Annotated in this window: 23 protein-coding genes and 1 tRNA gene; 9 read left to right on the top strand and 15 right to left on the bottom strand. The window is 58.7% G+C overall.

Annotation, left to right across the window (positions count from 1 at the left end):
- Positions 1 to 19: 19 nt before the first annotated feature.
- From accC to ACR0JG_RS15115, 3 genes are all read right to left on the bottom strand, one after another.
- Positions 20 to 1,366: an acetyl-CoA carboxylase biotin carboxylase subunit gene (accC, locus tag ACR0JG_RS15125; RefSeq protein ID WP_170397180.1), complete on the bottom strand. Its 1,347-nt coding sequence runs from the start codon at positions 1,364 to 1,366 to the stop codon at positions 20 to 22.
- 9 nt (positions 1,367 to 1,375) lie between these two features.
- On the bottom strand, positions 1,376 to 1,870 hold the full coding sequence (gene accB / locus ACR0JG_RS15120; RefSeq protein ID WP_170397178.1) for an acetyl-CoA carboxylase biotin carboxyl carrier protein: 495 nt from the start codon (positions 1,868 to 1,870) through the stop codon (positions 1,376 to 1,378).
- Between the two features lie 149 nt (positions 1,871 to 2,019).
- Positions 2,020 to 2,556, bottom strand: a complete 537-nt coding sequence (locus ACR0JG_RS15115; protein WP_170397176.1) for a helix-turn-helix domain-containing protein — start codon at positions 2,554 to 2,556, stop codon at positions 2,020 to 2,022.
- A gap of 176 nt (positions 2,557 to 2,732) precedes the next feature.
- Between ACR0JG_RS15115 and ACR0JG_RS15110 the strand changes: the two genes are divergently transcribed.
- From ACR0JG_RS15110 to ACR0JG_RS15090, 5 genes are all read left to right on the top strand, one after another.
- Positions 2,733 to 4,028, top strand: a complete 1,296-nt coding sequence (locus ACR0JG_RS15110; RefSeq protein ID WP_170511509.1) for a helix-turn-helix transcriptional regulator — start codon at positions 2,733 to 2,735, stop codon at positions 4,026 to 4,028.
- A 78-nt stretch (positions 4,029 to 4,106) separates the two neighbouring features.
- On the top strand, positions 4,107 to 4,487 hold the full coding sequence (locus ACR0JG_RS15105) for a response regulator transcription factor (protein WP_170397172.1): 381 nt from the start codon (positions 4,107 to 4,109) through the stop codon (positions 4,485 to 4,487).
- Positions 4,484 to 4,804, top strand: a complete 321-nt coding sequence (locus ACR0JG_RS15100) for a hypothetical protein (RefSeq protein WP_170397170.1) — start codon at positions 4,484 to 4,486, stop codon at positions 4,802 to 4,804. Before ACR0JG_RS15105 ends, ACR0JG_RS15100 begins: the two co-directional genes overlap by 4 nt.
- Complete coding sequence (locus ACR0JG_RS15095; protein WP_170397168.1) at positions 4,792 to 7,473, top strand: ATP-binding protein; 2,682 nt, start codon at positions 4,792 to 4,794, stop codon at positions 7,471 to 7,473. Before ACR0JG_RS15100 ends, ACR0JG_RS15095 begins: the two co-directional genes overlap by 13 nt.
- 77 nt (positions 7,474 to 7,550) lie before the next feature.
- A complete protein-coding gene (locus ACR0JG_RS15090; protein WP_480570788.1) occupies positions 7,551 to 8,645 on the top strand; it encodes a FliM/FliN family flagellar motor C-terminal domain-containing protein in 1,095 nt (364 codons plus the stop codon).
- Between the two features lie 5 nt (positions 8,646 to 8,650).
- Here the strand turns inward: ACR0JG_RS15090 and ACR0JG_RS15085 are convergent, their stop codons facing one another.
- The 4 genes from ACR0JG_RS15085 to ACR0JG_RS15070 are packed head-to-tail and all read right to left on the bottom strand — an operon-like array spanning position 8,651 to position 10,831.
- Complete coding sequence (locus tag ACR0JG_RS15085; protein WP_170397163.1) at positions 8,651 to 9,079, bottom strand: protein tyrosine phosphatase family protein; 429 nt, start codon at positions 9,077 to 9,079, stop codon at positions 8,651 to 8,653.
- A gap of 9 nt (positions 9,080 to 9,088) precedes the next feature.
- A complete protein-coding gene (locus tag ACR0JG_RS15080) occupies positions 9,089 to 9,520 on the bottom strand; it encodes a DUF6691 family protein (protein WP_480570785.1) in 432 nt (143 codons plus the stop codon).
- A complete protein-coding gene (locus tag ACR0JG_RS15075; protein ID WP_170511517.1) occupies positions 9,520 to 9,948 on the bottom strand; it encodes a YeeE/YedE family protein in 429 nt (142 codons plus the stop codon). Before ACR0JG_RS15075 ends, ACR0JG_RS15080 begins: the two co-directional genes overlap by 1 nt.
- A gap of 19 nt (positions 9,949 to 9,967) precedes the next feature.
- On the bottom strand, positions 9,968 to 10,831 hold the full coding sequence (locus ACR0JG_RS15070) for an MBL fold metallo-hydrolase (RefSeq protein ID WP_170397158.1): 864 nt from the start codon (positions 10,829 to 10,831) through the stop codon (positions 9,968 to 9,970).
- Positions 10,832 to 11,073: 242 nt separating this feature from the next.
- Between ACR0JG_RS15070 and ACR0JG_RS15065 the strand changes: the two genes are divergently transcribed.
- On the top strand, positions 11,074 to 11,289 hold the full coding sequence (locus tag ACR0JG_RS15065) for a hypothetical protein (protein WP_170397156.1): 216 nt from the start codon (positions 11,074 to 11,076) through the stop codon (positions 11,287 to 11,289).
- 9 nt (positions 11,290 to 11,298) lie between these two features.
- Here ACR0JG_RS15065 and ACR0JG_RS15060 read toward each other — a convergent pair whose 3' ends face one another.
- Positions 11,299 to 11,517, bottom strand: coding sequence for a hypothetical protein (locus ACR0JG_RS15060; RefSeq protein WP_170397154.1), 219 nt, complete (start codon positions 11,515 to 11,517; stop codon positions 11,299 to 11,301).
- Positions 11,518 to 11,664: 147 nt separating this feature from the next.
- Here ACR0JG_RS15060 and ACR0JG_RS15055 point away from each other — a divergent pair, with 147 nt between their 5' ends.
- Positions 11,665 to 11,931 carry a DUF2312 domain-containing protein gene (locus ACR0JG_RS15055; protein ID WP_170397751.1) on the top strand — a complete coding sequence of 89 codons (267 nt, stop codon included), beginning with the start codon at positions 11,665 to 11,667 and terminating at the stop codon, positions 11,929 to 11,931.
- Positions 11,932 to 11,941: 10 nt separating this feature from the next.
- On the opposite strand, the gene ACR0JG_RS15050 is transcribed toward ACR0JG_RS15055, so the two are convergent.
- Positions 11,942 to 12,817 carry a hypothetical protein gene (locus tag ACR0JG_RS15050; RefSeq protein WP_170733218.1) on the bottom strand — a complete coding sequence of 292 codons (876 nt, stop codon included), beginning with the start codon at positions 12,815 to 12,817 and terminating at the stop codon, positions 11,942 to 11,944.
- A gap of 179 nt (positions 12,818 to 12,996) precedes the next feature.
- On the opposite strand from ACR0JG_RS15050, the gene ACR0JG_RS15045 reads away from it, so the two are divergent.
- Together ACR0JG_RS15045 and ACR0JG_RS15040 are read left to right on the top strand one after the other, a co-directional pair.
- Positions 12,997 to 13,072, top strand: a tRNA-Thr gene (locus ACR0JG_RS15045).
- A gap of 364 nt (positions 13,073 to 13,436) precedes the next feature.
- Positions 13,437 to 13,679, top strand: coding sequence for a glycine zipper 2TM domain-containing protein (locus ACR0JG_RS15040; protein WP_170397150.1), 243 nt, complete (start codon positions 13,437 to 13,439; stop codon positions 13,677 to 13,679).
- Between the two features lie 272 nt (positions 13,680 to 13,951).
- Here ACR0JG_RS15040 and ACR0JG_RS15035 read toward each other — a convergent pair whose 3' ends face one another.
- From ACR0JG_RS15035 to pepN, 6 genes are all read right to left on the bottom strand, one after another.
- On the bottom strand, positions 13,952 to 14,398 hold the full coding sequence (locus ACR0JG_RS15035) for a DUF4177 domain-containing protein (RefSeq protein WP_170424178.1): 447 nt from the start codon (positions 14,396 to 14,398) through the stop codon (positions 13,952 to 13,954).
- Positions 14,399 to 14,496: 98 nt separating this feature from the next.
- Positions 14,497 to 15,735 (bottom strand): peptidase T, encoded by a 1,239-nt coding sequence (gene pepT / locus ACR0JG_RS15030; protein ID WP_480570780.1) that lies wholly within the window; start codon positions 15,733 to 15,735, stop codon positions 14,497 to 14,499.
- 153 nt (positions 15,736 to 15,888) lie between these two features.
- Positions 15,889 to 17,400 carry an Asp-tRNA(Asn)/Glu-tRNA(Gln) amidotransferase subunit GatB gene (gene gatB / locus ACR0JG_RS15025; RefSeq protein ID WP_170511261.1) on the bottom strand — a complete coding sequence of 504 codons (1,512 nt, stop codon included), beginning with the start codon at positions 17,398 to 17,400 and terminating at the stop codon, positions 15,889 to 15,891.
- Between the two features lie 77 nt (positions 17,401 to 17,477).
- The gene (locus ACR0JG_RS15020; RefSeq protein WP_480570777.1) at positions 17,478 to 18,737 is read right to left on the bottom strand and encodes a hypothetical protein; all 1,260 of its coding nucleotides are present in this window, start codon (positions 18,735 to 18,737) and stop codon (positions 17,478 to 17,480) included.
- A 126-nt stretch (positions 18,738 to 18,863) separates the two neighbouring features.
- Positions 18,864 to 19,292, bottom strand: a complete 429-nt coding sequence (locus ACR0JG_RS15015) for a hypothetical protein (protein ID WP_170397141.1) — start codon at positions 19,290 to 19,292, stop codon at positions 18,864 to 18,866.
- The gene (gene pepN, locus ACR0JG_RS15010) at positions 19,289 to 21,841 is read right to left on the bottom strand and encodes an aminopeptidase N (RefSeq protein WP_480570774.1); all 2,553 of its coding nucleotides are present in this window, start codon (positions 21,839 to 21,841) and stop codon (positions 19,289 to 19,291) included. The genes ACR0JG_RS15015 and pepN overlap by 4 nt, the downstream gene beginning before the upstream one ends.
- Positions 21,842 to 21,904: the final 63 nt, after the last annotated feature.

Here is a 21,904-nt window from a genome sequence, read left to right as displayed (position 1 = left end):
CTTCGGCCCTTTGGTCAGATTAGGCCATATTCTCCGCAAGCCAGTGCTCCAGCCAGTGGATGTTGTACTCGCCGCTGTGCAGGTCAGGTTCCTGCAGCAGCGCGTGGAACAGCGGCACGGTGGTGTCGATACCGTCGACAATCAACTCGCCCAAAGCACGTTCCAGACGGGCCAAAGCTTCAGCCCTGTCACGGCCCTGAACGATCAGTTTGGCGATCAACGAGTCGTAATACGGCGGGATCGAATAGCCGTCATAGAGCGCGGAATCCATCCGCACGCCCAGACCACCTGGCGCGTGATAGGCCGTAATCTTGCCCGGGCAGGGCGAGAAGTTCGGCAGTTTTTCCGCGTTGATGCGAACCTCGATGGCGTGGCCATTGATCTCAAGATCGTCCTGACCGAATGACATGTCCTCACCAGCGGCGACGCGGATTTGTTCGCGCACCAGATCGACGCCGAAGATGCCTTCGGTCACGGGGTGTTCCACTTGTAGACGCGTGTTCATCTCGATGAAATAGAACTCGCCGTTTTCATAAAGGAATTCGATGGTGCCTGCGCCGATATAGTTGATCTTGGCGACCGCATCGGCACAGATCTTACCGATCTTGGCGCGTTCTTCCGGCGTGATACTGGGGCCGGGGGCTTCTTCGAACACCTTCTGGTGGCGGCGCTGCAGCGAACAGTCGCGTTCGCCCAAATGCACTGCCTTTCCCTTGCCATCGCCGAAGACCTGAATCTCGATATGGCGCGGGGTGGTCAGATATTTCTCGATATAGACCTCGTCATTGCCAAAGGCGGCCTTGCCCTCGGCGCGTGCGGTCATGAAGGCGCTTTCCATCTCATCGGCGTTTTGTGCCACCTTCATGCCGCGACCGCCGCCACCGGCGGTTGCCTTGATGATGACGGGATAGCCGAACTCTTCACCAATGCGCTTGGCGTCGGCCAGCGTTGGCACACCGCCGTCAGAACCCGGAACGCAAGGTACACCCAGTTCCTTCATCGTGTCCTTGGCGGTGATCTTGTCACCCATGACACGAATATGTTCGGCGGTGGGTCCGATGAAGGTAATGCCGTGATCTTCGACGATCTGCACGAACTCGGCATTCTCGGACAGGAAGCCATAGCCGGGATGGATCGCCTGCGCGCCGGTGATTTCACAGGCCGAGATGATCGCGGGCACGGACAGATAGCTTTGCGGGCTGGGCGGGGGGCCGATGCAGACCGATTCGTCCGCCATGCGCACATGCATCGCATCGCTGTCGGCGGTGGAGTGCACGGCAACCGTCTTGATCCCCATCTCGCGCGCAGCACGGATCACACGCAGGGCGATCTCGCCTCGGTTGGCAATCAGGATTTTGTCGAACATGGGCCCGCCTTACTCAACGATGACCAGAGGCGTGCCGAATTCCACAGCGTCACCGTCACCGACCAGAATGCGTTTGATGGTGCCCGACTTGGGTGCGTGGATGTGGTTCATTGTCTTCATGGCTTCGACAATCAATAGCGTGTCACCTTCCGAGACCGATGCACCGACCGAGATAAACGCAGGCGCGCCCGGTTCCGGTTGCATGTAAACCGTACCCACCATGGGCGAGGTCACAGCGCCTGGATGGCTGGCGGGATCATCCACGGCAGCGGGCGCTTCGGCAGCGGCCGGGGCGGCAGCAGGTGCGGCAACCGGTGCAGCCGCAGGAACCGCAACCTGAACCGGAGCGGCCACGGTCTGCGACATGCGGCTGACACGGACATTCAGGCTGTCTTCCTCGCCATATTCGCGCTTGACCTGCAATTCGGTCAGGTCATTCTCGCGCAGCAGTTCGGCCAGTGCCTTGATAAACGCGACATCCGCTTCGTGTTTGGTATCTGTCATGAGTGTCCTCGAAGGTTCCCCTATGCCCGTCTGTTTGCTGCGGGCTTGGTTTGATTACGCAGGGTTATAAGCCATGCAGACGGCCATGAAAAGCGCCGTCTAAGCCTGCCAAATGGGGGTTTTTGCGCGAATTACGAGGGCTGTCGCGATTACAGCGGCGTTCCAGACAATTTTGCGACCAGTTCTGGTAGCTTGCGGGCTCCGTATTTTTCCAAAAGTCGGGCGCGATAGGCCTCGATCGTGCGGTAACTTAGCCCAAGTTCAACGCCAATTTCCTTCGCGGATAAACCCCGGCATGACAGGATGGCCACTTCGCGTTCGCGGGTTGTCAATTGCACCAAGGGGCGCTCTTCCGAGATGTCCGAAAAGCTCCATATCCCGTGCCGGAACGGATCGTCTGGCGTCAGCGAACGCCCCCGCGCGCGGCACCAGAACAGGTCACCGTCGCGTCGCCGCATCACCCGTTCGTCTGTGTAATAGCCTGTATCGCGCATCACCTGCAGACTACGCGCGCCGATCCGTTCCCAATCGGCGACCGAAGGATAAAGATGCAGCAGGGGCATGTTGCGATAGTCAACCTCATCCCCGCCAAAGGTCCGCGCAAATTGCAGATTGCACCTTCGGATGATCCGGTTCTCAAGCTCAACAAGGCCGATGGGGGCGTATTCAAAGGCGGGATCGCTCATGTTCTTATGGTGACGGGTATTGCGTCGAAAGAGAAGGGTGGGCGGTAGGAAAGGGCGGGTTTCTTTCTGTTGCTGTTGTCAAAGTTGTAAATCTTCTTTGAAAATTAGTCAGCAACAGATAATAAATACTTAGTTAATCTGCAAATCCAGCCGCAGTAGCCAAGGATATAAACGCCATGCGCGACACGCTGACCGGCAGCCGGATACGCGAAAGACGGCAAATCTCTGGGCTGCGACAGGCGGAGCTGGCGCGGCAGGTGGGGATTTCGGCATCGTATCTGAACCTGATCGAGCACAACCGCCGCCGCATTGGGGGCAAACTGCTTGTCGATATCGCGGCGGCTTTGTCCGTCGAGCCGTCGCTGCTGACACAAGGTATCGAAGAGACGCTCATCGCCGCTCTGCGCGAAGCCGCGGCGGATGCAGTCGGTCAAAAGGCCGAGGTGGACGGGCTGGAAGAATTCGCCGGCCGCTTTCCCGGTTGGTCGGGTGTTCTGGCGCAGATGCATCGCCGCGTAGTGTCGCTGGAGCGCACTGTCGAAGTTCTTTCCGACCGACTGACCCATGACCCGCATCTGGCGGCCTCAATGCACGAGGTGCTGTCGACCGCCGCCGCCATCCGCTCAACAGCTGCAATCTTGGCTGAACCGGGAGAGATCGAACCGGAATGGCGCGACCGTTTCCATCGCAACTTGCATCAGGATGCCGAACGACTGGCCGAAAGCTCCAAAGCGCTGGTGACCTATCTGGACGACAGTGACGGGCAGCGCGATCTGCGAGGTATCCCACTGGACGCGGTCGAGGCGTTTTTTGCCGAGCAAGGATATCATTTCCCGGAACTCGAAGACGGTGGGCAATTGACCGAAGTGCCGCTGGATGGGCTCGATTCCGCTGCGGCCAACACTGTGGCTTCGGGGTTGCTGGACCTTTATGCCGCCGACGCGCGCGCTATGCCGCTGGATCAGGTGTGTGCCGCGCTGGATGCAGCAAACCCCGATCCTCTGGCGTTGGCGACGGTGTTTTCAGTGGACCTTGCTACGGTGCTGCGACGGTTGGCCTTTCTGCCTGAAGGCACGCTGGCGCGTCCGGCTGGCTTGGTGATTTGCGACGCCTCCGGCAGCGTTCTGTTTTTTAAACCCGCGCCGGGGTTTGCCCTGCCGCGCCATGGCGAGGCCTGTCCGCTCTGGCCCTTGTTCACCGCCTTGAATCGGCCCTTGGTCCCGATCCGGAAACGGGTCGTTCAGCTTGGTCGAACTGCTGCTGAGTTTGAGTGTTTTGCAATCGCAACCCCTCAGCCAGCTAAGGAATTCGGGGCCGAGCCGGTCTATCGTTCGGTCATGCTGGTGCTGCCGGTCGAAGACACGGTGCAGCCTGCGGAAAACGCGGCGCAAGCCGGAGCCAGTTGTCGGATATGCCCGAAACGCGAATGCAGCGCGCGGCGCGAGCCATCGATCCTGAGCGAAGGGTTTTGACAGTTTCGTGACGCAGCGCTTAATCTGGGCTGGACGGGTGGCCGGACGTGCAATCCGTCATGGGGAGGATATGCAAATATGAGCCGCAAGGTTCTGTTGATCGAGGATGAGCCCAACATCACCGAGGCGATCCGGTTTCTGCTGACACGCGAGGGGTGGCAGGTTGAAACCCATGCCGAGGGAACGGATGCGGTGCAGGTGATTCTGTCCGCGCGGCCGAATCTGGTGATTCTGGATGTGATGTTGCCGGGAAAAAGCGGGATGGATGTGCTGCGTGATCTGCGCGAACATGATGATATGAAGGCGTTGCCGGTTTTGATGCTGACCGCGCGCGGGCAATCCCGCGATCGTGAAATGGCCGAGCAGGCAGGGGTCAGCCGATTCATGACCAAGCCGTTTTCGAACACCGAAGTCCTGACAGCGGTGCGCGACCTGCATGCGCAGGCGTCTCAGTTATGAGCTCCGCGGGCGACGGCAAAGATCGGCCCTCGCCAGTTCGTCCGTCCCTGTTTCTGGAACGGCAAAGCTATCGTCGGCGCAGGCTGGCGGATGCAGCGCGGCTGCTGCCGTTTCTAGGTGCCGCAATGCTCGCGCTGCCGCTTCTATGGCCGGATGATAGCGCAGGCGCCGAGGCTCTGTCGCTATCGACGGCCATGTTCTACATCTTTGCGTGCTGGGGTGTTCTGATCCTGATCAGCGTGATCTTCGGCTTCGTCGCCAAACGCATGACCGCGCGCGAGACTGCCGAGCCCGAGGCCGAGACATGGCAACCCTGAATGTCCTGATTCTGGTCTGTCTGGGCTATGTGGTTCTTCTGTTCGGCGTCGCCTTCGCAGCGGACCGGCTGGCTGCGCGTGGCGGCGGGAAATGGTTGCGTTCCCCGCTGATCTACACCCTGTCACTGTCGATCTATTGCACTGCATGGACGTTTTATGGCGCGGTTGGCAACGCCGCGCGTTCTGGGCTTGAATTCGTAACCATCTATCTGGGTCCTACACTGGTGATGATCAGCTGGTGGTGGGGCCTGCGCAAACTCGTGCGCATCGGACGCAGCCAGCGCGTGACGTCGATCGCTGACCTGATCTCGTCACGATACGGCAAGTCCAACACACTGGCGGTGTGCGTGACCATTCTAGCCGTTCTGGGCGGCACACCTTATATCGCGCTGCAATTGCAGTCGATCACGCTGTCCTTTTCGATCTTTGCCGAGGCCGATCCCTCAGGTCTCTATCGCGAAGGCTCCAGTGTGTTCTGGGTCGCGGCGGGCTTGGCCGTCTTTGCGATCCTCTTCGGGACGCGCAATCTGGATGCCAATGAGCGCCACCACGGCGTTGTTACCGCTATTGCGTTGGAATCTGTGGTGAAACTCTTCGCCCTTCTGGCCGTTGGCATCTTTGTTGTCTGGGGCGTCGCTGGCGGCTTGGGGCCGATGATGGATCAGATCGATGCCTCGGAAATTGGCCAATGGCATGTGGATGCTGGGCGCTGGACCACTTTCATTTTCCTTTCGGCAGCGGCCTTTGTCTGCCTGCCACGGATGTTTCAGGTCATGGTGGTCGAGAACGACGATGAGAGCCACCTGCGCACCGCCGCCTGGGCCTTTCCGCTCTACCTGCTGCTGATGAGCTTGTTTGTCGTGCCCATCGCCGTCGTTGGGTTGGACCTGATGCCCGAAGGCTCGAACCCCGACCTGTTTGTGCTGACCGTGCCGCTGTCGCAGGGTAATGACTGGTTGGCGATGCTGTCGTTCATCGGCGGGTTTTCCTCGGCCACATCAATGGTGATCGTTACCGCGATGGCGCTGTCAACCATGGTCTCGAACCATGTGGTAATGCCGATCTGGCTGAATACGCAGGAAGGCACCGCGTCGGTCTCTGGTGATGTGCGAACAGTCGTGCTGATGGCGCGGCGCGTCTCGATCGCGGCGATCATGGCGTTGGGCTATTTCTACTTCCAGCTTTCGGGGGGCGGGGCTGCCCTGACCTCGATCGGGCTGGTGGCCTTTGCCGGGATTTCCCAGATTCTGCCCGCACTGGTGGGCGGCCTGTTCTGGCGCGGCGCGACCCGAACTGGGGCGTTGGTCGGGCTCAGCGTCGGGTTCTTTCTCTGGATTTACACACTGCTGCTGCCTGGCATGGGTGGCGGCATTGTCCCGGCATCAGTGATTGAAAACGGACCCTTCGGCTGGGGCTGGCTGCGCCCGCAGGCGTTGTTCGGGATCGAAGGGATCGACCCGATGGTGCATACGGTCATGTGGTCGCTGTCGCTGAATACAATCGCCTTCTGTGTCGCCTCGATGCTCAGCTTCCCCAGCCCGCTGGAACGCCTTCAGGGTGCGCAATTCGTAAATGTATTTGACCATTCGGTTTCAGCCCGTGGCTGGACCGGTTCGGTTGCGCAAAGCGAAGACCTGATGATCATGACCCAGCGGATTCTGGGCACTATTCCCGCGCAAGAGTTCTTTCAAGCCGAAGCCGAGCGCCAGAATGGTCGCCCCGGACGACTGCCCGAGCCCACGCCGCAGTTTCTGGAACGGCTGGAACGTGAACTCAGTGGCTCGGTCGGGGCCGCAACCGCCCATGCGATGATCGGTCAGATCGTTGGCGGGGCGTCTGTGTCTGTCGAAGACCTGTTGGCCGTTGCCGACGAGTCCGCGCAGATGTTGGAATATTCCAGCCAGCTTGAGGCGAAATCGACTGAGCTCAGCCGCACAGCGCGGCAATTGCGCGAGGCGAATGCCAAGCTTACGCAAGTCTCGAAACAGAAAGACGCGTTTCTTAGCCAGGTCAGCCACGAATTGCGCACGCCCATGACCTCGATTCGGGCGTTTTCTGAAATTATGCGCGACACCGATGGCCTCAGCGCCGAGGAACAAATCCGTTATGCTGCGATCATACATGATGAATCGCTGCGTCTGACCCGGCTACTGGATGATCTGCTCGACCTTAGCGTGCTGGAAAGCGGCCAGGTTAGCCTGAACATGGGCGAAGCCACCCTAAGCGAAGTTCTGGACCGCGCCGTTTCAAGCGCGCTGGCGGGCAGTGATCGAAAGATTGGCGTACGGCGGGTGCGCGCAAGTGAACGTATCCCGCTGCACACGGATCTCGATCGGCTGGGGCAGGTGTTCATCAACCTGATTTCCAACGCCCAGAAATATTGCGACGCCATTGAACCGGTGCTGACCATCTCGGCCCATGATGTCGGCGGGCAAGTGGTAATCGATTTCATCGACAACGGTGGTGGTATCCCGGCCGAGGCGCAATCGATGGTATTCGAGAAATTTGCCCGCGTCGGCTCGGACAAGGCAGGCGGGGCAGGGTTGGGGCTGGCGATCTGCCGAGAGATTATGCAGCGCTTGGGCGGCGAAGTTGCCTATCTGCCGGGGCAGGGAGGGGCGGCCTTCCGCGTCAGCCTTCCGCTGGCTTTTCGTCAGGCCGCGCAATGAGGGCGTCATAAAGACATTCGTAACCTCCGCCGGGTTAGACAAATTGTCATCGCATCGACAAACGGCGGAACGGGGCCATGACCACATCAGCACTGGCACGAAAGCTCTCAGCGGGGCAATGCGGTGCCGACACGCCCCGCTCGGTCCTGCGCGCCTTGCGGCTGGGGTTGGCACGCGCCTCCGGCGAAAGCATGGGGCTGGCGCTGTCGGTCATCGGGGCAAAGCAGGCCGTACGTGCGCAGGAAGATATAGCCGACCGGCTGAATGAGGGGTGGTTGATGCTGCTGTTTACCTCGGATCAGGGCGGCCTGGCTGCGGCCTGTCTGGACCCGGGTTGCGTCTCTGCTATCGTCCAGCAGCAAACGATTGCCATGGTCACCTCTGACCCACCACCCGAGCGTGCGTTTACCGACACCGACGCTGCCATGGTCGCCCCTCTGATCGAGGATATGCTGAGCCGGGCGCTGAAACTGGTTGAGTCCCCGGCAGAAATGGCCAGCCTGTCCGGGTATGAGTTCACCTCACGCGCCGAAGGTCGGCGCGCACTGAACCTGGCGCTGGTGGATGAGGTCTATCGCATGTTTGATCTGACGGTCGAACTTGCCGGTGGTCCGCGTCAGGGCGAGGTCTGTATCCTGCTGCCCGAGCGCCCGCTCTCGGATCAGGAACAGGTTGCGGTTATCACCCAATCGGGGGTGAATCTGGATCAGGCATCCGGGGTAATTCGGGCTGAGCTGAACACCGTGATCTGCCGCCTGTCTTTGCCGCTGACAGCGCTTTCGGAATTGTCCGTCGGGGATGTCCTGCCGCTGCAGGGCGCGCGGGTGGATCGGGTTGAAGTTCTGTCAATCGATCGTGCCCGAACCGCCATCGGACGTCTGGGTCAGTGCGGCGGAATGCGTGCGGTACGGATCAACGAACAAGGCCCTCCTACTGCGTTGCCCGCCAAGGACTGCGCCGGATTTCTGGCCAGCAAATCAAGCTTGACGCCCTCGGCCCCGGATGACGAGATGTCGTCCCCGCTTGATGACGATATTGTAGCGCATGATCTGACGACCGAGGATTCCCTCCTGGAACCCGACGACTTGTTGCCTGCCAGTTCCGAACAGCGTGTCACGGAAATCTCGCACCTCGCCGGTCTGCCAGCGCCCGAAGGCAATGGCCGCGACTAGGAGGCTTATCCGCGCCCTCGCAGCTGTTCCAATGCCGGGCGCAACCCGTCGAGCGCATAGCCCGCTTTTCCGGTTGCATCGAGGATTTCATCCGTGCTTAGCCGATCGCACTGTCCCAGCGCCCAGACCACCGAGCATCGTGTGCCAGAGGCGCAATAGGCCAGAACCGGCCCGCTGCAGCTTTCGGCCAGATCGCGTTGCAGCGCCACGTTTTCCGGTGTCATCGTCTGGTGTGTCAACTCCAGAACCTCATATTCCATCCCGGCCTCGCGAACGGCTTGACCGATGGCGTCTGACTGCTGATCCGGCGGAACTTCGGTATTGGGACGGTTGCAGATCACCTTGACGAAACCGGCCTCGGCAATGGCTGGCACGTCCTCCACCGAGATCTGAGGTGAGACGGCGTAGCGGGGGGTTATCGGTCGAATCTCCATGGCAATTGCTTAGGCTGCGTCGGCGATCCTGTCCAGTTGCGCACCCAGCTTTGGTGCCGCAAACATGCCCGCGATCATCGCAATCAGGAACACAATCCCGCCAACGCCCCCATATCCAAGCGAGGCCATCGCCGGACCCGGGCACAAACCCGCCAATCCCCAACCGACGCCGAACAGGACCGACCCGACGATCAGACGGCGATCCAGTTCAACACGGGGCGGGGCGGGGAACTGTCCGCCCACAACAGGGACCCTGTTCCGTGTCAATCGCCACGCCACCAGCATCGGCAGGATCGCCCCGCCCATGACAAAGGCGAGCGTCGGGTCCCAATTGCCGAACACATCCAGCCACCCCTGCACCTTGGTGATGTCGGTCATGCCTGAGATCAAAAGCCCGATGCCGAACAGCGATCCGGCGAGAAAAGCAAACACTGCGCGCATTAGATCACCCCCAAAGCATGGCGAAACAGCGCAACCGTCAGGCCACCTGCAAGAATGTAGAACACCGTTGCGACGATCCCGCGCAACGAGAAGCGAGAAATCCCACAAACGCCGTGACCCGACGTGCAGCCATTGGCGATCCGTGTTCCAGCCCCCACCAGCAGCCCAGCAAGGATCACGATCGCCAGATCCGGGGTCAAATGGGTCTCGGCCTGCGGCGCAATCAATGGGCGCAGCAATAAGGGCATCCCGATCAAGCCAGCGACGAAAGCCAGGCGTTCCGTTAATACGCTCCGGTCGCTGCGTTCCAACAGCCCGCCCAATATGCCGCTCGCCCCCATGATCCGCCCATTACACAGCAGATAAACGCTGGCACCCAGCCCGATCAGCAGACCACCAGCCAGACCCGAAATCCATTCGATATTCATTGTCTCGTCTGCCCTCGTATCAAAGCTTATTGACTGGGATTTTCATGAAAACGTCGCCCTGCTCATCCGCTGGTGGCATCTGACCGGCCCGCATATTGACCTGCAGCGAGGGTAAAATCAGGCGCGGCATCGCAAGGGTTGCATCCCGCGCATCGCGCATCTCGACAAATTCTTCGACGCTGCGGCCCTGACCGATATGAACGTTCAGCGCCTTCTGTTCGCCAACCGTGGTCTCCCACGCGTATTCATCGCGACCAGGCGCTTTGTAATCATGGCCTACAAAAATCCGCGTCTCGTCGGGCAGAGACAGGATTTTCTGGATCGAGGCATATAAGTCCGCCGATGACCCGCCGGGAAAATCGCATCGGGCAGTTCCGAAATCCGGCATGAACAGCGTATCGCCCACAAAGGCCGCATCGCCGATCACATAGGTCATGCAGGCGGGCGTATGGCCTGGCGTGTGCAAAACGTCCCCGCGCATCTGGCCGATGTGAAAGCTGGACCCTTCGGCAAACAGTGCATCGAACTGGCTGCCATCACGCTGAAACTCGGTGCCTTCGTTGAAGACCTTGCCGAACGTGTCCTGAACGACCACGATATTCTCGCCAATCCCGATCTGACCACCCAGCTTTTCCTGTAGGTAAGGGGCTGCTGACAGGTGGTCGGCATGGACATGGCTTTCCAGAATCCATTCCACCTTCAGTCCCTGTGCCGTCACATAGTCGACAATCTGGTCGGCCGAGCTGGTGTCGGTCCGCCCCGAGGCGTGATCGAAATCCAATACACTGTCGATGATGGCGCAGGCCTGCCCCTGAGGTTCCTGCACAACGTAAGAGACGGTGAAGGTCTGCGGGTCGAAAAAAGCTTTCACACTGGGCGTCATGGGTTCCTCCGTTCAGCTTGTATACATATAACAATAGTGGAATATGTTTAAAGCCCCTAATCACGAGTTGATGTCTGTCAAAGCAATCTCCGCAATTTGAGCGTATGCTTTAGGCGACCACGGACATATTGACGGTTTTTTGCCTGACTAGGCAAGAATTCGCGATGTTTTGTTCCGGTCTCGTGCTCGTCTTATACTCGTTACCTATATCAGGCACATTGGCACCATATGGGAGGAAGGAAATGACTGCTCAGGATCTTTTTACCGAAGCGGAACGGCTTGAACAAAAGCTGAATGGTGCGTGTCTTGAGACCCGGCTAGAGCTTCAGCCACATGTCAGCATGGTTCTGGATAAAATGCGCGCGCAGGGGGTTCATATCCCATCGCGCCTGCGTCGGCTGGATGCTGCGCTATGCGAAGACGTGCTTGAAGCGCGGTTCGACAATATGCCGATCTGATCGATCTGGTTATCCCAGCGAAATGCCCAGGATAACCATCATCAGCCCAAGTACCGACAGGAAAAGCGACGCCAGATTCCAAGGCAGAACCCCCTGAACTGCAGCGCGCAACTCGTCATCCGTCAGGTTGGCTTTGCGCGCTTTCATCACTTGCAGGATGCACCAGACCAGACCGACCAGCCCGGCCACAGACAGGGCGGCCCCGCCCCAGACGATAATGTCGAACATGGTTGTTTACGCTCACCCTTTGAATCCGTGACCGCGCTTATCGGATCGGCGCAGGTCAGACAAGCCCGCCGTGCAGAATGCACGCTTGCGGTCGGGTCGGTGCCGATGTATCCGGCACCTTATTTTCAGCCCTTGGGAGAGACGCAGATGGAAGACATCACCGAAGATCAGGCCGCAGCCAACTACCGAGTGACCGCAGGCGAGCTGCGCCAGTTCGTCGAACGGTTCGAGCGTCTTGAGGCCGAAAAGAAAGACATCGCTGACCAGCAGAAAGAGGTCATGGCCGAGGCCAAGGCCCGCGGCTACGACACCAAGGTCATGCGCAAGGTCGTCGCTCTTCGCAAGCGCGACAAGGACGACATCGCCGAGGAAGAGGCGGTACTGGAAATGTACAAGGAAGCGCTGGGCATGTAGCGTCGGCCGCTCACGGATTCAAGAAACGGATATCTGGCATGGTCTGCAGCCGTGCCAGATCCTGCTCATAAAGCTCGGTAAAGGCGGTAACGATATCTTCGTTCCAGCCAGGCAGCTCCACCTCTTCTTCGATTTCATCCGTCAGTGCATGCTGCTGAAACACCTGCGCCAGCCTGCCCCTGAGCACGGGATCATTGGGGGCCGCTTGATGCTCTAACAAGCTCTGAATCTCCTGTTTACCCATGTCTGAGACAAGTGAGGACAGCAGCGCGTATTCCTGTTCCAGCGGCGTGTCCTCGGGTAGCCCCACTAGCGCGCGCGCGATGTCGCCGCAGATCAGCGGCGAATCCTCATTGCTCCACAATGTGATTTTGACATCTGGCGCTAGGTCGCGAATGTCTTCGATCATGGCGAGCCAACTCAGGCAACTCAGATCGGTGGTGGCAATGATATGCTCGCGCTCAGGCGCCGACAGCAGCATCAGCACCTTGGGAATAAAGCTGCCGGGATTACGTAGCCCCACGAATAGCTCAACCGTCGAATCGCTGAACAGATTATCCAGATAGGCCAACCTTTGACCGGCATTCGCGTAAAATTGCCCATCCATGATGATGGAAGGTCGTTCCCCCAGGTAAAGCGCGCTCGACAAGATCGCCCGGTCAACCTGCTGCCCGTTGGGGAACAGTTTATGAAATCGCGCCAGTGTATCCTGATGTGATGGCCGGTCGGCAGAGGGTTTCAGCGCAGGTCGAAAGATCTTTCTGAACGGACGAAGCCCCCAGAAGGCAGTATGATTTCCCGCAACCAGATCCGCATTCACCTGCAGTAGATTGAGCAGGTGATCATGGTCGGTAAAGTGCGCTCCGGCTTGGATGACCATCTGCATATCGGAATTGTCCTCACCTCGGTCGGGATCGCCGCTTGGGTTACAACCTGTCCCCGGTGCAGTCAAATTCGGATGAGGCCTGTTATTACTGTTATCCTAAGGCAAACCAGCACAAAGTTAAGATGACCCGAAATTTCGGGCTTGCAGTCCCTGTTCCGAGATATTAATCGACACCCAGTGCCCCTATAGCTCAGCTGGTAGAGCAACTGATTTGTAATCAGTAGGTCCGCGGTTCGAGTCCGTGTGGGGGCACCATCTCTTCAGATATCTATGTATATTTGCTCGATCTGGCTCGCGACCTATGTGGTCTTGGGGGCAAATATAGGGGAACAGAAGATTCAGTAGTCGCGCTTTATTGTGCGTCAAATCTTACTGTGATGCTCCGCGCTCATCGCCCGTTTTCTACAATAAAAACGCGGCCGTCCAATGTCGGGGTTTACCAGGAACCCGGCACCCGCAACCATCGGAAACCAGCAAATATCGTATTAAGCGCTCGACCCTTAGTCTTCTTTATTAAGTTTTGATTAATCTCGAATCAAACAGACGCTGATCTCTTGTACGCTAGACGCGCCAGAGCCACTTACTCAGATAACTATTTGGTATTTGAGAGGCAATCGAGATGAACAAAGCACTGACAACCTGTGCGCTTGCGACCTCACTGCTCTTGGCTGCTTGCGGGGCTCCGACGACGCCAACTCAGGCGCAGGTACAGCAAGACGCCCGCTGCGCTGCGGGAATCCTTGGTGGCGCTGCCCTTGGGGGAGTGGTTGGAAATCGGTTCGGTGGCGGTACAGGCAAGACACTCGCGACTGCAGCAGGTGCAGGCGCTGGGATGTATGCAGGGCAATCAGCTTGCAATTGACAACCTTGCAATAAACCCTCTTACCCCAAGCTCGTTTTTGGCTCCGCAAATATTGGTTTCGCAGGTCATTTAGTTGCCCTGTCTGGCGGTTGCGCGCCTAGCTTCCTGGATGTGCCAAATTCAAGGCCAACTGGCTCAGCAGCAATCCCATTACTGCGTCGTTTCTCGCCGATGGGGTTCGCGGGTCGGAACTGACAAAGCATAACCGTTATGGGGCAGGGAATAAGGGCCTTGCCCCTTCACGCGGTATCATTCGATTGATTGTTATCCAATCACGGCTCGGCTGGGCGTGCTTGCTCGGGGCGCACTTCGTCATCCGCCACTTCGTCCGAAGGTTTCAAAGACAAGGGCGGGTCTTCGGGCTCTTCCGAGATTGGGGCAGGGGCGGCAGGAGTTTTGGCCAGAACCTCTTCGGGTCCCGGGACTGCGCGCGCGGTTGGGGCGGTGTCCTCTTCGACGGGTTCGGACTGCTCAGGTTTTTCCAACGCCAGAGCCCGGCGGAAAACCAACACGTTGCGCCAGTTGGTGGTTGACCCGGTCAGCCCCGAACGTTCTTCGCTGGGCAGCAATTCGGCGCGCTGATACTCCCAGCCATCCTGTCCCATCTGGTTCAGCAGTTGCTCGATCGAGGTGGCAAACCGGCCCTCGGGCGTTTTCACGCCCTTCGCCTTGGTGCCCTTTTGCGGAGCGGGGACAACTTTGTATTCGTAGCGCTGCATCAACTGGTCCTGATTGCCGTGTCGGGGCAAATTAACATTTTGACGGGCGGGCGAAAGCCAAGATCGCGCATTGGCGAATTTCGGCCCGCACTGTGGCCTTAGCTCCGCGCTGCTTTGCCTATGAGTGACAAGCAGGTTTCTGTCGCGACCGCCATGTCCTGCACCGAAATCCACTCTAGTGGTCCGTGAATACACTGCATGCCCGTGAAGATATTAGGTGTCGGTGTGCCAAATTCGGTCAGGCGCGAGCCGTCGGTGCCACCCCGGATCGGCACCGAGACCGGCTCGATCCCTTGTTCACGGCAGGCATCGCGGGCCAGATCAACCGGCGTCATGTCATTTTCCAGCCAATAGCGCATGTTGCGATACTGATGGGAGATGTCGCAGGTGATGGTCGCACGCGGCTCGGTGGCCTGTACGGCGGCGCAGACTTGTCGGACGATCTCGCGCTGGGCTTCCAGCGCATCCATCTCGAAATCGCGCAGGATCAGTTTTATCTCCATCTCGGACGAGCCGCCGTTCATATCGGTGACATGGATGAACCCCTGGCGCCCATCCGTCACCTCGGGCGTCATCGTTGCCTGAGGCAGGGTCTGCACGATCTTTGCAGCCAGATGCGCCGCGTTTACCATTTTGTCCTTGGCCAGTCCGGGGTGGATCGAAACACCGGTGATCTTGATCACCGCGCGGTCTGCTGAGAAGCTTTCGTATTCGATTTCACCCAGTTCCTGTCCGTCCAGCGTATAGGCGAAATCGGCGCCCAGATCTTTGGGCAACTGTTCGGTAACACCGCGCCCGATCTCTTCATCCGGGGTAAAGGCGATGCGAATCGGACCATGGTGCATGTCCTTGTTCTCAAGCAGGTGTCGCGCCATCGTCATCAGGATCGAAACGCCCGCCTTGTCATCAGCCCCCAGTAGCGTGGTGCCTGAGGCGGTTATCAGGTCATGCCCGATCTTCTCGGCCAGATAGGGGTGTTCTTCGGGCGAAAGCACCAGATCGGGATCATCAGGGAAAGTAATCTCGCCGCCATTATACCCCTTGATCACCCGCGGCTTGACCCCGGTTGCGTTGAACTGAGGCGCGGTGTCTACATGCGCCAGAAACCCGATGGTCGGTCCTTCGGCCGTACCGGGGATGGTTGCCACCACGACGCTGTCACCAGTCATCTCAACATCCTGCGCACCGATTTCGGTAAGCTCTTGCTTCAGCAGGTTCAGCATGTCGAACTGGATTTCGGTGCTGGGGGTCGATGGCGAGGTCTCATCGCTCTGGCTGTCGATGGCGGCATAGCGCACCAGCCGGGTTTCCAGTTCCTGATCGAAACGATTTTTCATAGATGCTCACCTCTCTGACTTGGCGAGATGAGAATGCGCATTCGGGCAGGGAGTCAAGCCGATGGCTTGTCCGATTTGAGCGCTCTGAAATTAAGTTTTCGTTATGTACAAGTCGAACAAACCCCTGTCCGGGGTTTGTACAACTCGGAAGATTTACGAACCCAGCTTCTTGCTGACCAATTCGTTAACGGCCTTCGGGTTGGCCTTGCCACCGGTGGCCTTCATCACCTGACCGACGAACCATCCGGCCAGTTTCGGGTTCACCTTGGCCTTCTCAACCTGTGCCGGATTGGCCGAGATGATCTCGTCCAAAGCGGCCTCGATCGCGCCGGTATCTGTCACCTGTTTCATGCCGCGGTCTTCAACGATCTGCGCCGGGTCACCGCCTTCGGTATAGACGATTTCGAACAGATCCTTGGCGATCTTGCCCGAGATGGCATCTGACGAGATCAGATCAATGATACCCGCCAACTGAGCCGGAGACACCGGAGACTCGGTGATGTCGTGGTCTTCTTTTTTTAGGCGACCAAACAGTTCGTTGATGACCCAGTTCGCGGCCAGCTTGCCGCTGCGCCCCTTGGCGACCTCTTCGAAATAAGCCGCTGATTCCACCTCGGCGGTCAGCACCGATGCGTCATAGTCGGTCAGGCCGAACGCACTGATAAAACGAGCTTTTTTATCGTCTGGCAGCTCGGGCAGATTGGCGGCGATGTCATCCACCCATGCCTGTTCGATCTCCAGCGGCAGCAGGTCAGGGTCGGGGAAGTAGCGATAATCATGCGCCTCTTCCTTGGACCGCATCGAGCGTGTCTCGCCCTTGTCCGGGTCGTACAGACGGGTTTCCTGATCAACCGTGCCGCCGCCTTCAACGATGGCAATCTGACGGCGGGCTTCGACCTCGATCGCTTGCTGGATAAAGCGCATTGAGTTCATGTTCTTGATCTCGCAGCGCGTGCCCAGATGCGAAAAGTCCTGTGTTTCCTGATACTTCTCGTAAGCACCCGGCAAACAGATCGAAACGTTTACGTCCGCCCGCAGGTTGCCGTTCTGCATGTTGCCGTCGCAGGTGCCTAAGTAACGCATGATCTGACGCAGCTTGGCGATATATGCCGCGGCCTCTTCCGGCCCGCGAATATCGGGGCGCGAAACGATCTCCATCAGGCAGACGCCGGTCCGGTTCAGGTCGACAAAGGACATATGCGGATCCATGTCGTGGATCGATTTGCCCGCGTCTTGCTCCATGTGGATGCGTTCGATGCGGACCATGCGCGCGGTGCCGTCACCCATCTCGACCAGAACTTCTCCTTCACCTACAATAGGCTGATAAAGCTGGGAAATCTGGTAGCCCTGCGGCAGGTCGGGATAGAAATAGTTCTTGCGGTCAAAGGCCGATTTCAGGTTGATATCCGCTTTCAGACCCAGCCCGGTGCGCACGGCCTGTTCAACGCAATACTCGTTGATCACCGGCAGCATCCCCGGCATTGCGGCGTCCACGAAGGCCACGTTCGAATTCGGCTCGGCCCCGAATTGGGTTGATGCACCCGAGAACAGCTTAGCATTGGATGAGACCTGAGCGTGCACCTCCATCCCGATCACCAGTTCCCAATCGTGCTTGGCCCCGGCTATGGTTTTGGGTTTAGGCATTTCGTATGTCAGGTCGAGCATGGCGCGCCTCATTTCCGCAGAAGTCTAAGCCTGCGTATTAGGCCCGGCGCGCCAAAGGGGCAAGGGGCAATGGCGCTTTAGTTCCCCGAGAACTGCAGACCCGACGGTGTAAAGGTCACACTCTGCCCACTGCGCAACTCATCCCGCAACAGATTGGCGATTGCCTTCAGCGCATCGCGGCGGCCACGGGCGGCAAAACGCTCGGCCGAGTTGACGCGAAGGCTGTTATTGAACCCGTTCGCCGCGTGGGCCCAGATCAGCGGATGCAGTTCGGTCATGTGATCGCGGATCAGCCAGTTTGCGGCCTCGCAAATCTGTTTGCGGGCGATATCGGCGCGCGGGTTCTGGCCCATTCTGTTCTGCAATGTGACCGAGCAATAGGCCGCCAGCAGGTTGATTGTCTGCTGATCCGGACGACGTGCAACGATATCGCGCAAACCTTCAAGGAAGTACTCGACATCTACCCGCGCGCAGGCCTCGTCATCCAGCGCGATGGCGTCGAATTGCACCCAGGTATACCCACCCGCACCCCAATTTTTCTGGGTCCGTGCGGCGTTTCGCAAGGCTTGCACCTCAAGCTGTTCATAGCTGCCGAACCAGCGCGGCAGCAGGTGGCTGCCCATCGCACGCATGTGGCGATGGTTCCGGGGATCCAGCGTGATCAGGGCCTCGTATTTATCAGCAACGCGGGTGCGCGGATCAATGTGTCCTGCCAGCAAAGCGCAATCCGCTGCAGCAATCGCCGGACTGTCGGGCAGCGCAGCGCGGCATTTCGGAAGCAGCGCAGCAGCCCGGTCGAAATGCGCGGCACAACGGGATTGGTGCAGCGCCGGCAGCGTGTCCGGGTGCGCCGTCCCGCGCCAGGCCCACGCCAAATCGATATGGGCCAAGGCAACCACAAGCGTGATCATCGGATCATCGGGATGGTTCTGAAACTCGCCTTCCAATTCCGAGATCCCGCCCAGCAGATCATAGTCTGACAGTGCTTTGCCGTCCGACAGCGCGTGCTCGGCCGCCAAAACCACATCGGACCGGGCCCCAAATGCCAACAGCTCGGAGATCGGTTGCCCGCAAGGGGTAGCCTTGCGCCCCTCATCTGCAGTGCGCATCTCCAGCGACAGTTCTGCCCACATATCCTGCCGCGCCAGATGGCGGCCACGTTCGATCACCTGATGCCCGATCGCATCATTTTCATCTGATTCTGCGATTGGGATGTTCAACTGCCCCGAGGCAACAAGCCATGCAGTAGCATCGGCGACGGACGCAGGCAGAGGTGTAGGGGTGGGATCAGAAGAACCGACAATACGGGCGGCAAAAGCCTTCAAAGACCAAAACATGGCAAAACTCGAACTGGAACAAACTTGTAACCCGTCCAGTTTGCCAAAAAAACTGCTCAAATCAAGACTGCGTCGCGGAGAACCCGTGATTCAGGTGCCAATGTGGCCCAGACTCCATGAATCGTTTCAGAAAACTCTAAAATGATGTCGTTCGACCGCGAATCCCGCCTGATTCAGGACCATTTCGAATTGCTTGTGTGGTGGCAGTGATTCATCGGGTAAACGCACGCGTTTGTCGGATTTCAGAACCGCTGAGACGCGCACCGAGAAATCCCACCGCGTGTCAAACCGGAATCGATCCACCTCGGACAGCTTGAGTTGTCCCTGACGTTGGCCGGTGTGCCAACGCAGGGTTTCATCGGTCAGCTCCATACCTGCGCTGGTGTCCTTGATGACATCCCACAGCGCGGGCAGGGTAGTCAGGGCCAGAAGCGCCATCAGCCACCAGACCGCGTTCAGCAGGATCATCAAAGCGATCAACATCGCGTAAACGCCGATCAGGATCAGAACCGTTCGCTGATTTCGGTTCTGTCGAGTGAACGTAAACGCGGTCATGCGCCCAAGATGCGCGTGACCATTTCGGTCGTGTCCCGGGACAGGTTCGGCGTGTCGGCAATGCGATTCAGTTGTGCAAGTATTAAGGCCTGACGGTCGGCGTCATAGCGTTTCCAAGTTTGGAACACGCTGCACATCCTGGCGGTGGTCTGCGGGTTTACGGGATCAAGTCGGATCAACCAGTCTGCCAGCAGCGCGTAACCTGCTCCGTTCGCTTGGTGGAAGCCTGCGTGGTTGCCTGCCAGGGATCCCATTAAGGCGCGGAAACGATTTGGGTTCTTCCAATTAAAATCAGCATGCTCGGTCAACCTGCGCGCTGTCTCAACCGATTTTTCCGGTCCGGTCATCAAGACCTGCATGGCGAACCACTTGTCCATGACCAGCCGGTCATGCTGCCATTGATCATAGAAGGCGGCCAGCCCACGTTCGCCTTTGCCCGCGCGTAGCAGACAAGACAACGCGGCCAACTGTAGGGTCATGTTGTCAGCACGTGCATATTGCTCTGCGGCCTTGGCACCTCCATCCAGTCTCGAGGTCAGCGCAAGCGCCGCGCTGCCCAAGGCGCGTTTGCCTGATTGTTCAGCGTCCGGCTGATAAGGCGCGTCCACCAGCGTTTCACTGTTCAGACGGGGGAGCAGGTCTTGAACGTGTTGCGCCGTGGCTTGACGCAAAGTCTCCACCGCTCGCCAGATCGCCATCGGGTCGGGGGTGATGCCCTTGTCAAATAGTGTTGCGGCCAGTTCCGATTGCGTCGGCAGACCCAGCATCAGTGCCCGGTAGGCCGGGTCCAGCGCCTCATTCCGTAGCACTGCCAGCAAGCCGTCAAGGTAGTCGGTATCAGGCGTTGCCTCATCGGTGATCATGCGCAGCAGGGTGTCCTCGGCTAGCGACCGCCCTGCCTGCCAGCGGTTGAACGGGTCGGTGTCATGAGCCAGAAGGAAGGCGCGTTCGGCATTGCTGATCTCATGTTCAAGGATCACAGGGGCCGAGAAATCACGCAGGATCGAGGGCACAGGTTTGGCCGCGAGACCGGTAAAGGTAAAACTCTGCTCGGCTTCGGTCAGTTCCAGCACTTCGGTCGTACGTATCTCGTCCCCGTTCGGGCCAAGCAGACCCACAGCGATAGGGATGACCTGAGGTTGCTTGTCTTCTTGCCCCGGCGTCGGCTCGGTCCGTTGGCGCAGCGTCAGGGTATAGGTGCCATCGGTCCAATCGTCGGCAACTGAGACACGGGGGGTACCGGATTGGCTGTACCAACGTTTGAACTGGGTCAGGTCGCGGCCCGTAGTGTCTTCGAATACTTTCAGCCAATCTTCGATCGTGCAGGCCTGCCCGTCGTGGCGATCGAAGTACAGGTCCAGTGCTTTGCTGTAGGCCTCATCCCCGACCAGCCGTTTCAGCATCCCGATCACCTCGGCGCCTTTTTCATAGACGGTTGAGGTGTAGAAGTTGTTGATTTCCTGAAAACTCTCGGGCCGGACCGGGTGTGAAAGTGGCCCGTTATCTTCGGGGAATTGCCGCGCGCGCAGGTCGATGGCATCATGGATACGTTTCACAGGAGCCGAGCGCATATCCGAAGTGAACTGCGCGTCGCGGAACACAGTCAGGCCCTCTTTCAGGCACAGCTGGAACCAGTCACGGCAAGTGATGCGGTTGCCGGTCCAGTTGTGGAAATACTCATGTGCGATGATCGCCTCGATCCGTTCGAAATTCATATCGGTCGAGGTTTCAGGGCTGGCTAGAACGGCGGAGGAGTTGAAGATGTTCAGCCCCTTGTTCTCCATAGCGCCCATGTTGAAATCGTCCACGGCCACGATGTTGAACACGTCCAGATCGTATTCGCGGCCATAGACGTCCTCATCCCATTTCATCGACTTTTTAAGGGCTTCCATGCCAAAGGCGCATTTGCCTTCATCGCCGGGGCGGACCCAGAGATTTAGTTCGACGTCGCGACCGGATTTGGTGGTGAACTGGCCGGGATGGGCGATCAGCTCTCCGGCGACCAGCGCGAACAGATAGGCGGGTTTTGGCCATGGATCGACCCATTCAGCCCAGCCCTCGCCTTTGCCCGAAGGGTTGCCGTTCGATAGCAGCACGGGAAGGTCGCCATTGATGCGCACCGTAAAGGTAGACATCACATCCGGGCGGTCGGGGTAATAGGTGATCTTGCGAAACCCTTCGGCCTCGCATTGGGTGCAATACATGCCGTTCGACATATACAGCCCCTCAAGCGCGGTGTTATTGCCGGGATCGATCTCGACCACGGCCTCCCACACGAAAGGCGCGTCTGGAACCGGTGCGGTGAGGCCTTCGGTGGTCACCTCAGGCGTGATCACGTCGCCATCAATTGCAGCACGTATCAGCTTTAGCTCTTCGCCATGCAGAAAAAACGTGCGGTCGGTCGCTTCGGGGTTCGGGCGGAAGGCGATGCGGGAAGTGACGCGAGTGGCGTGTGCGGCCAGATCGAAGGTCAGATGCACACTGTCCACTAGAAACCCGAACGGAGTGTAGTCTTTCAGATAAATCGTTGTGGGGGCGGCGTCGCGCATCGGGGGCCTCATCGACTGGGAATCTGGCGCGACGTTATGGGCTTCGCGCGGACGCTGCAACCG

The sequence above is a fragment of the Ruegeria sp. AD5 genome, assembly GCF_056542345.1.
This window is presented reverse-complemented; position numbering and strand designations above follow the sequence as displayed.

What these genes read in the sequence shown, in the direction of transcription:
- ACR0JG_RS15095 (WP_170397168.1), top strand. Translation starts at nt 4,792, where the DNA reads ATGGCAACCCTGAATGTCCTGATTCTGGTCTGTCTGGGCTATGTGGTT.
- ACR0JG_RS15020 (WP_480570777.1), bottom strand. Translation starts at nt 18,737, where the DNA reads ATGTTTTGGTCTTTGAAGGCTTTTGCCGCCCGTATTGTCGGTTCTTCT.
- ACR0JG_RS15090 (WP_480570788.1), top strand. Translation starts at nt 7,551, where the DNA reads ATGACCACATCAGCACTGGCACGAAAGCTCTCAGCGGGGCAATGCGGT.
- ACR0JG_RS15015 (WP_170397141.1), bottom strand. Translation starts at nt 19,292, where the DNA reads ATGACCGCGTTTACGTTCACTCGACAGAACCGAAATCAGCGAACGGTT.
- ACR0JG_RS15040 (WP_170397150.1), top strand. Translation starts at nt 13,437, where the DNA reads ATGAACAAAGCACTGACAACCTGTGCGCTTGCGACCTCACTGCTCTTG.
- ACR0JG_RS15035 (WP_170424178.1), bottom strand. Translation starts at nt 14,398, where the DNA reads ATGCAGCGCTACGAATACAAAGTTGTCCCCGCTCCGCAAAAGGGCACC.
- ACR0JG_RS15115 (WP_170397176.1), bottom strand. Translation starts at nt 2,556, where the DNA reads ATGAGCGATCCCGCCTTTGAATACGCCCCCATCGGCCTTGTTGAGCTT.
- ACR0JG_RS15085 (WP_170397163.1), bottom strand. Translation starts at nt 9,079, where the DNA reads ATGGAGATTCGACCGATAACCCCCCGCTACGCCGTCTCACCTCAGATC.
- ACR0JG_RS15110 (WP_170511509.1), top strand. Translation starts at nt 2,733, where the DNA reads ATGCGCGACACGCTGACCGGCAGCCGGATACGCGAAAGACGGCAAATC.
- ACR0JG_RS15080 (WP_480570785.1), bottom strand. Translation starts at nt 9,520, where the DNA reads ATGCGCGCAGTGTTTGCTTTTCTCGCCGGATCGCTGTTCGGCATCGGG.
- ACR0JG_RS15100 (WP_170397170.1), top strand. Translation starts at nt 4,484, where the DNA reads ATGAGCTCCGCGGGCGACGGCAAAGATCGGCCCTCGCCAGTTCGTCCG.
- ACR0JG_RS15075 (WP_170511517.1), bottom strand. Translation starts at nt 9,948, where the DNA reads ATGAATATCGAATGGATTTCGGGTCTGGCTGGTGGTCTGCTGATCGGG.
- pepT (WP_480570780.1), bottom strand. Translation starts at nt 15,735, where the DNA reads ATGAAAAATCGTTTCGATCAGGAACTGGAAACCCGGCTGGTGCGCTAT.
- ACR0JG_RS15105 (WP_170397172.1), top strand. Translation starts at nt 4,107, where the DNA reads ATGAGCCGCAAGGTTCTGTTGATCGAGGATGAGCCCAACATCACCGAG.
- ACR0JG_RS15055 (WP_170397751.1), top strand. Translation starts at nt 11,665, where the DNA reads ATGGAAGACATCACCGAAGATCAGGCCGCAGCCAACTACCGAGTGACC.
- gatB (WP_170511261.1), bottom strand. Translation starts at nt 17,400, where the DNA reads ATGCTCGACCTGACATACGAAATGCCTAAACCCAAAACCATAGCCGGG.
- accB (WP_170397178.1), bottom strand. Translation starts at nt 1,870, where the DNA reads ATGACAGATACCAAACACGAAGCGGATGTCGCGTTTATCAAGGCACTG.
- accC (WP_170397180.1), bottom strand. Translation starts at nt 1,366, where the DNA reads ATGTTCGACAAAATCCTGATTGCCAACCGAGGCGAGATCGCCCTGCGT.
- ACR0JG_RS15070 (WP_170397158.1), bottom strand. Translation starts at nt 10,831, where the DNA reads ATGACGCCCAGTGTGAAAGCTTTTTTCGACCCGCAGACCTTCACCGTC.
- pepN (WP_480570774.1), bottom strand. Translation starts at nt 21,841, where the DNA reads ATGCGCGACGCCGCCCCCACAACGATTTATCTGAAAGACTACACTCCG.
- ACR0JG_RS15050 (WP_170733218.1), bottom strand. Translation starts at nt 12,817, where the DNA reads ATGCAGATGGTCATCCAAGCCGGAGCGCACTTTACCGACCATGATCAC.
- ACR0JG_RS15065 (WP_170397156.1), top strand. Translation starts at nt 11,074, where the DNA reads ATGACTGCTCAGGATCTTTTTACCGAAGCGGAACGGCTTGAACAAAAG.
- ACR0JG_RS15060 (WP_170397154.1), bottom strand. Translation starts at nt 11,517, where the DNA reads ATGTTCGACATTATCGTCTGGGGCGGGGCCGCCCTGTCTGTGGCCGGG.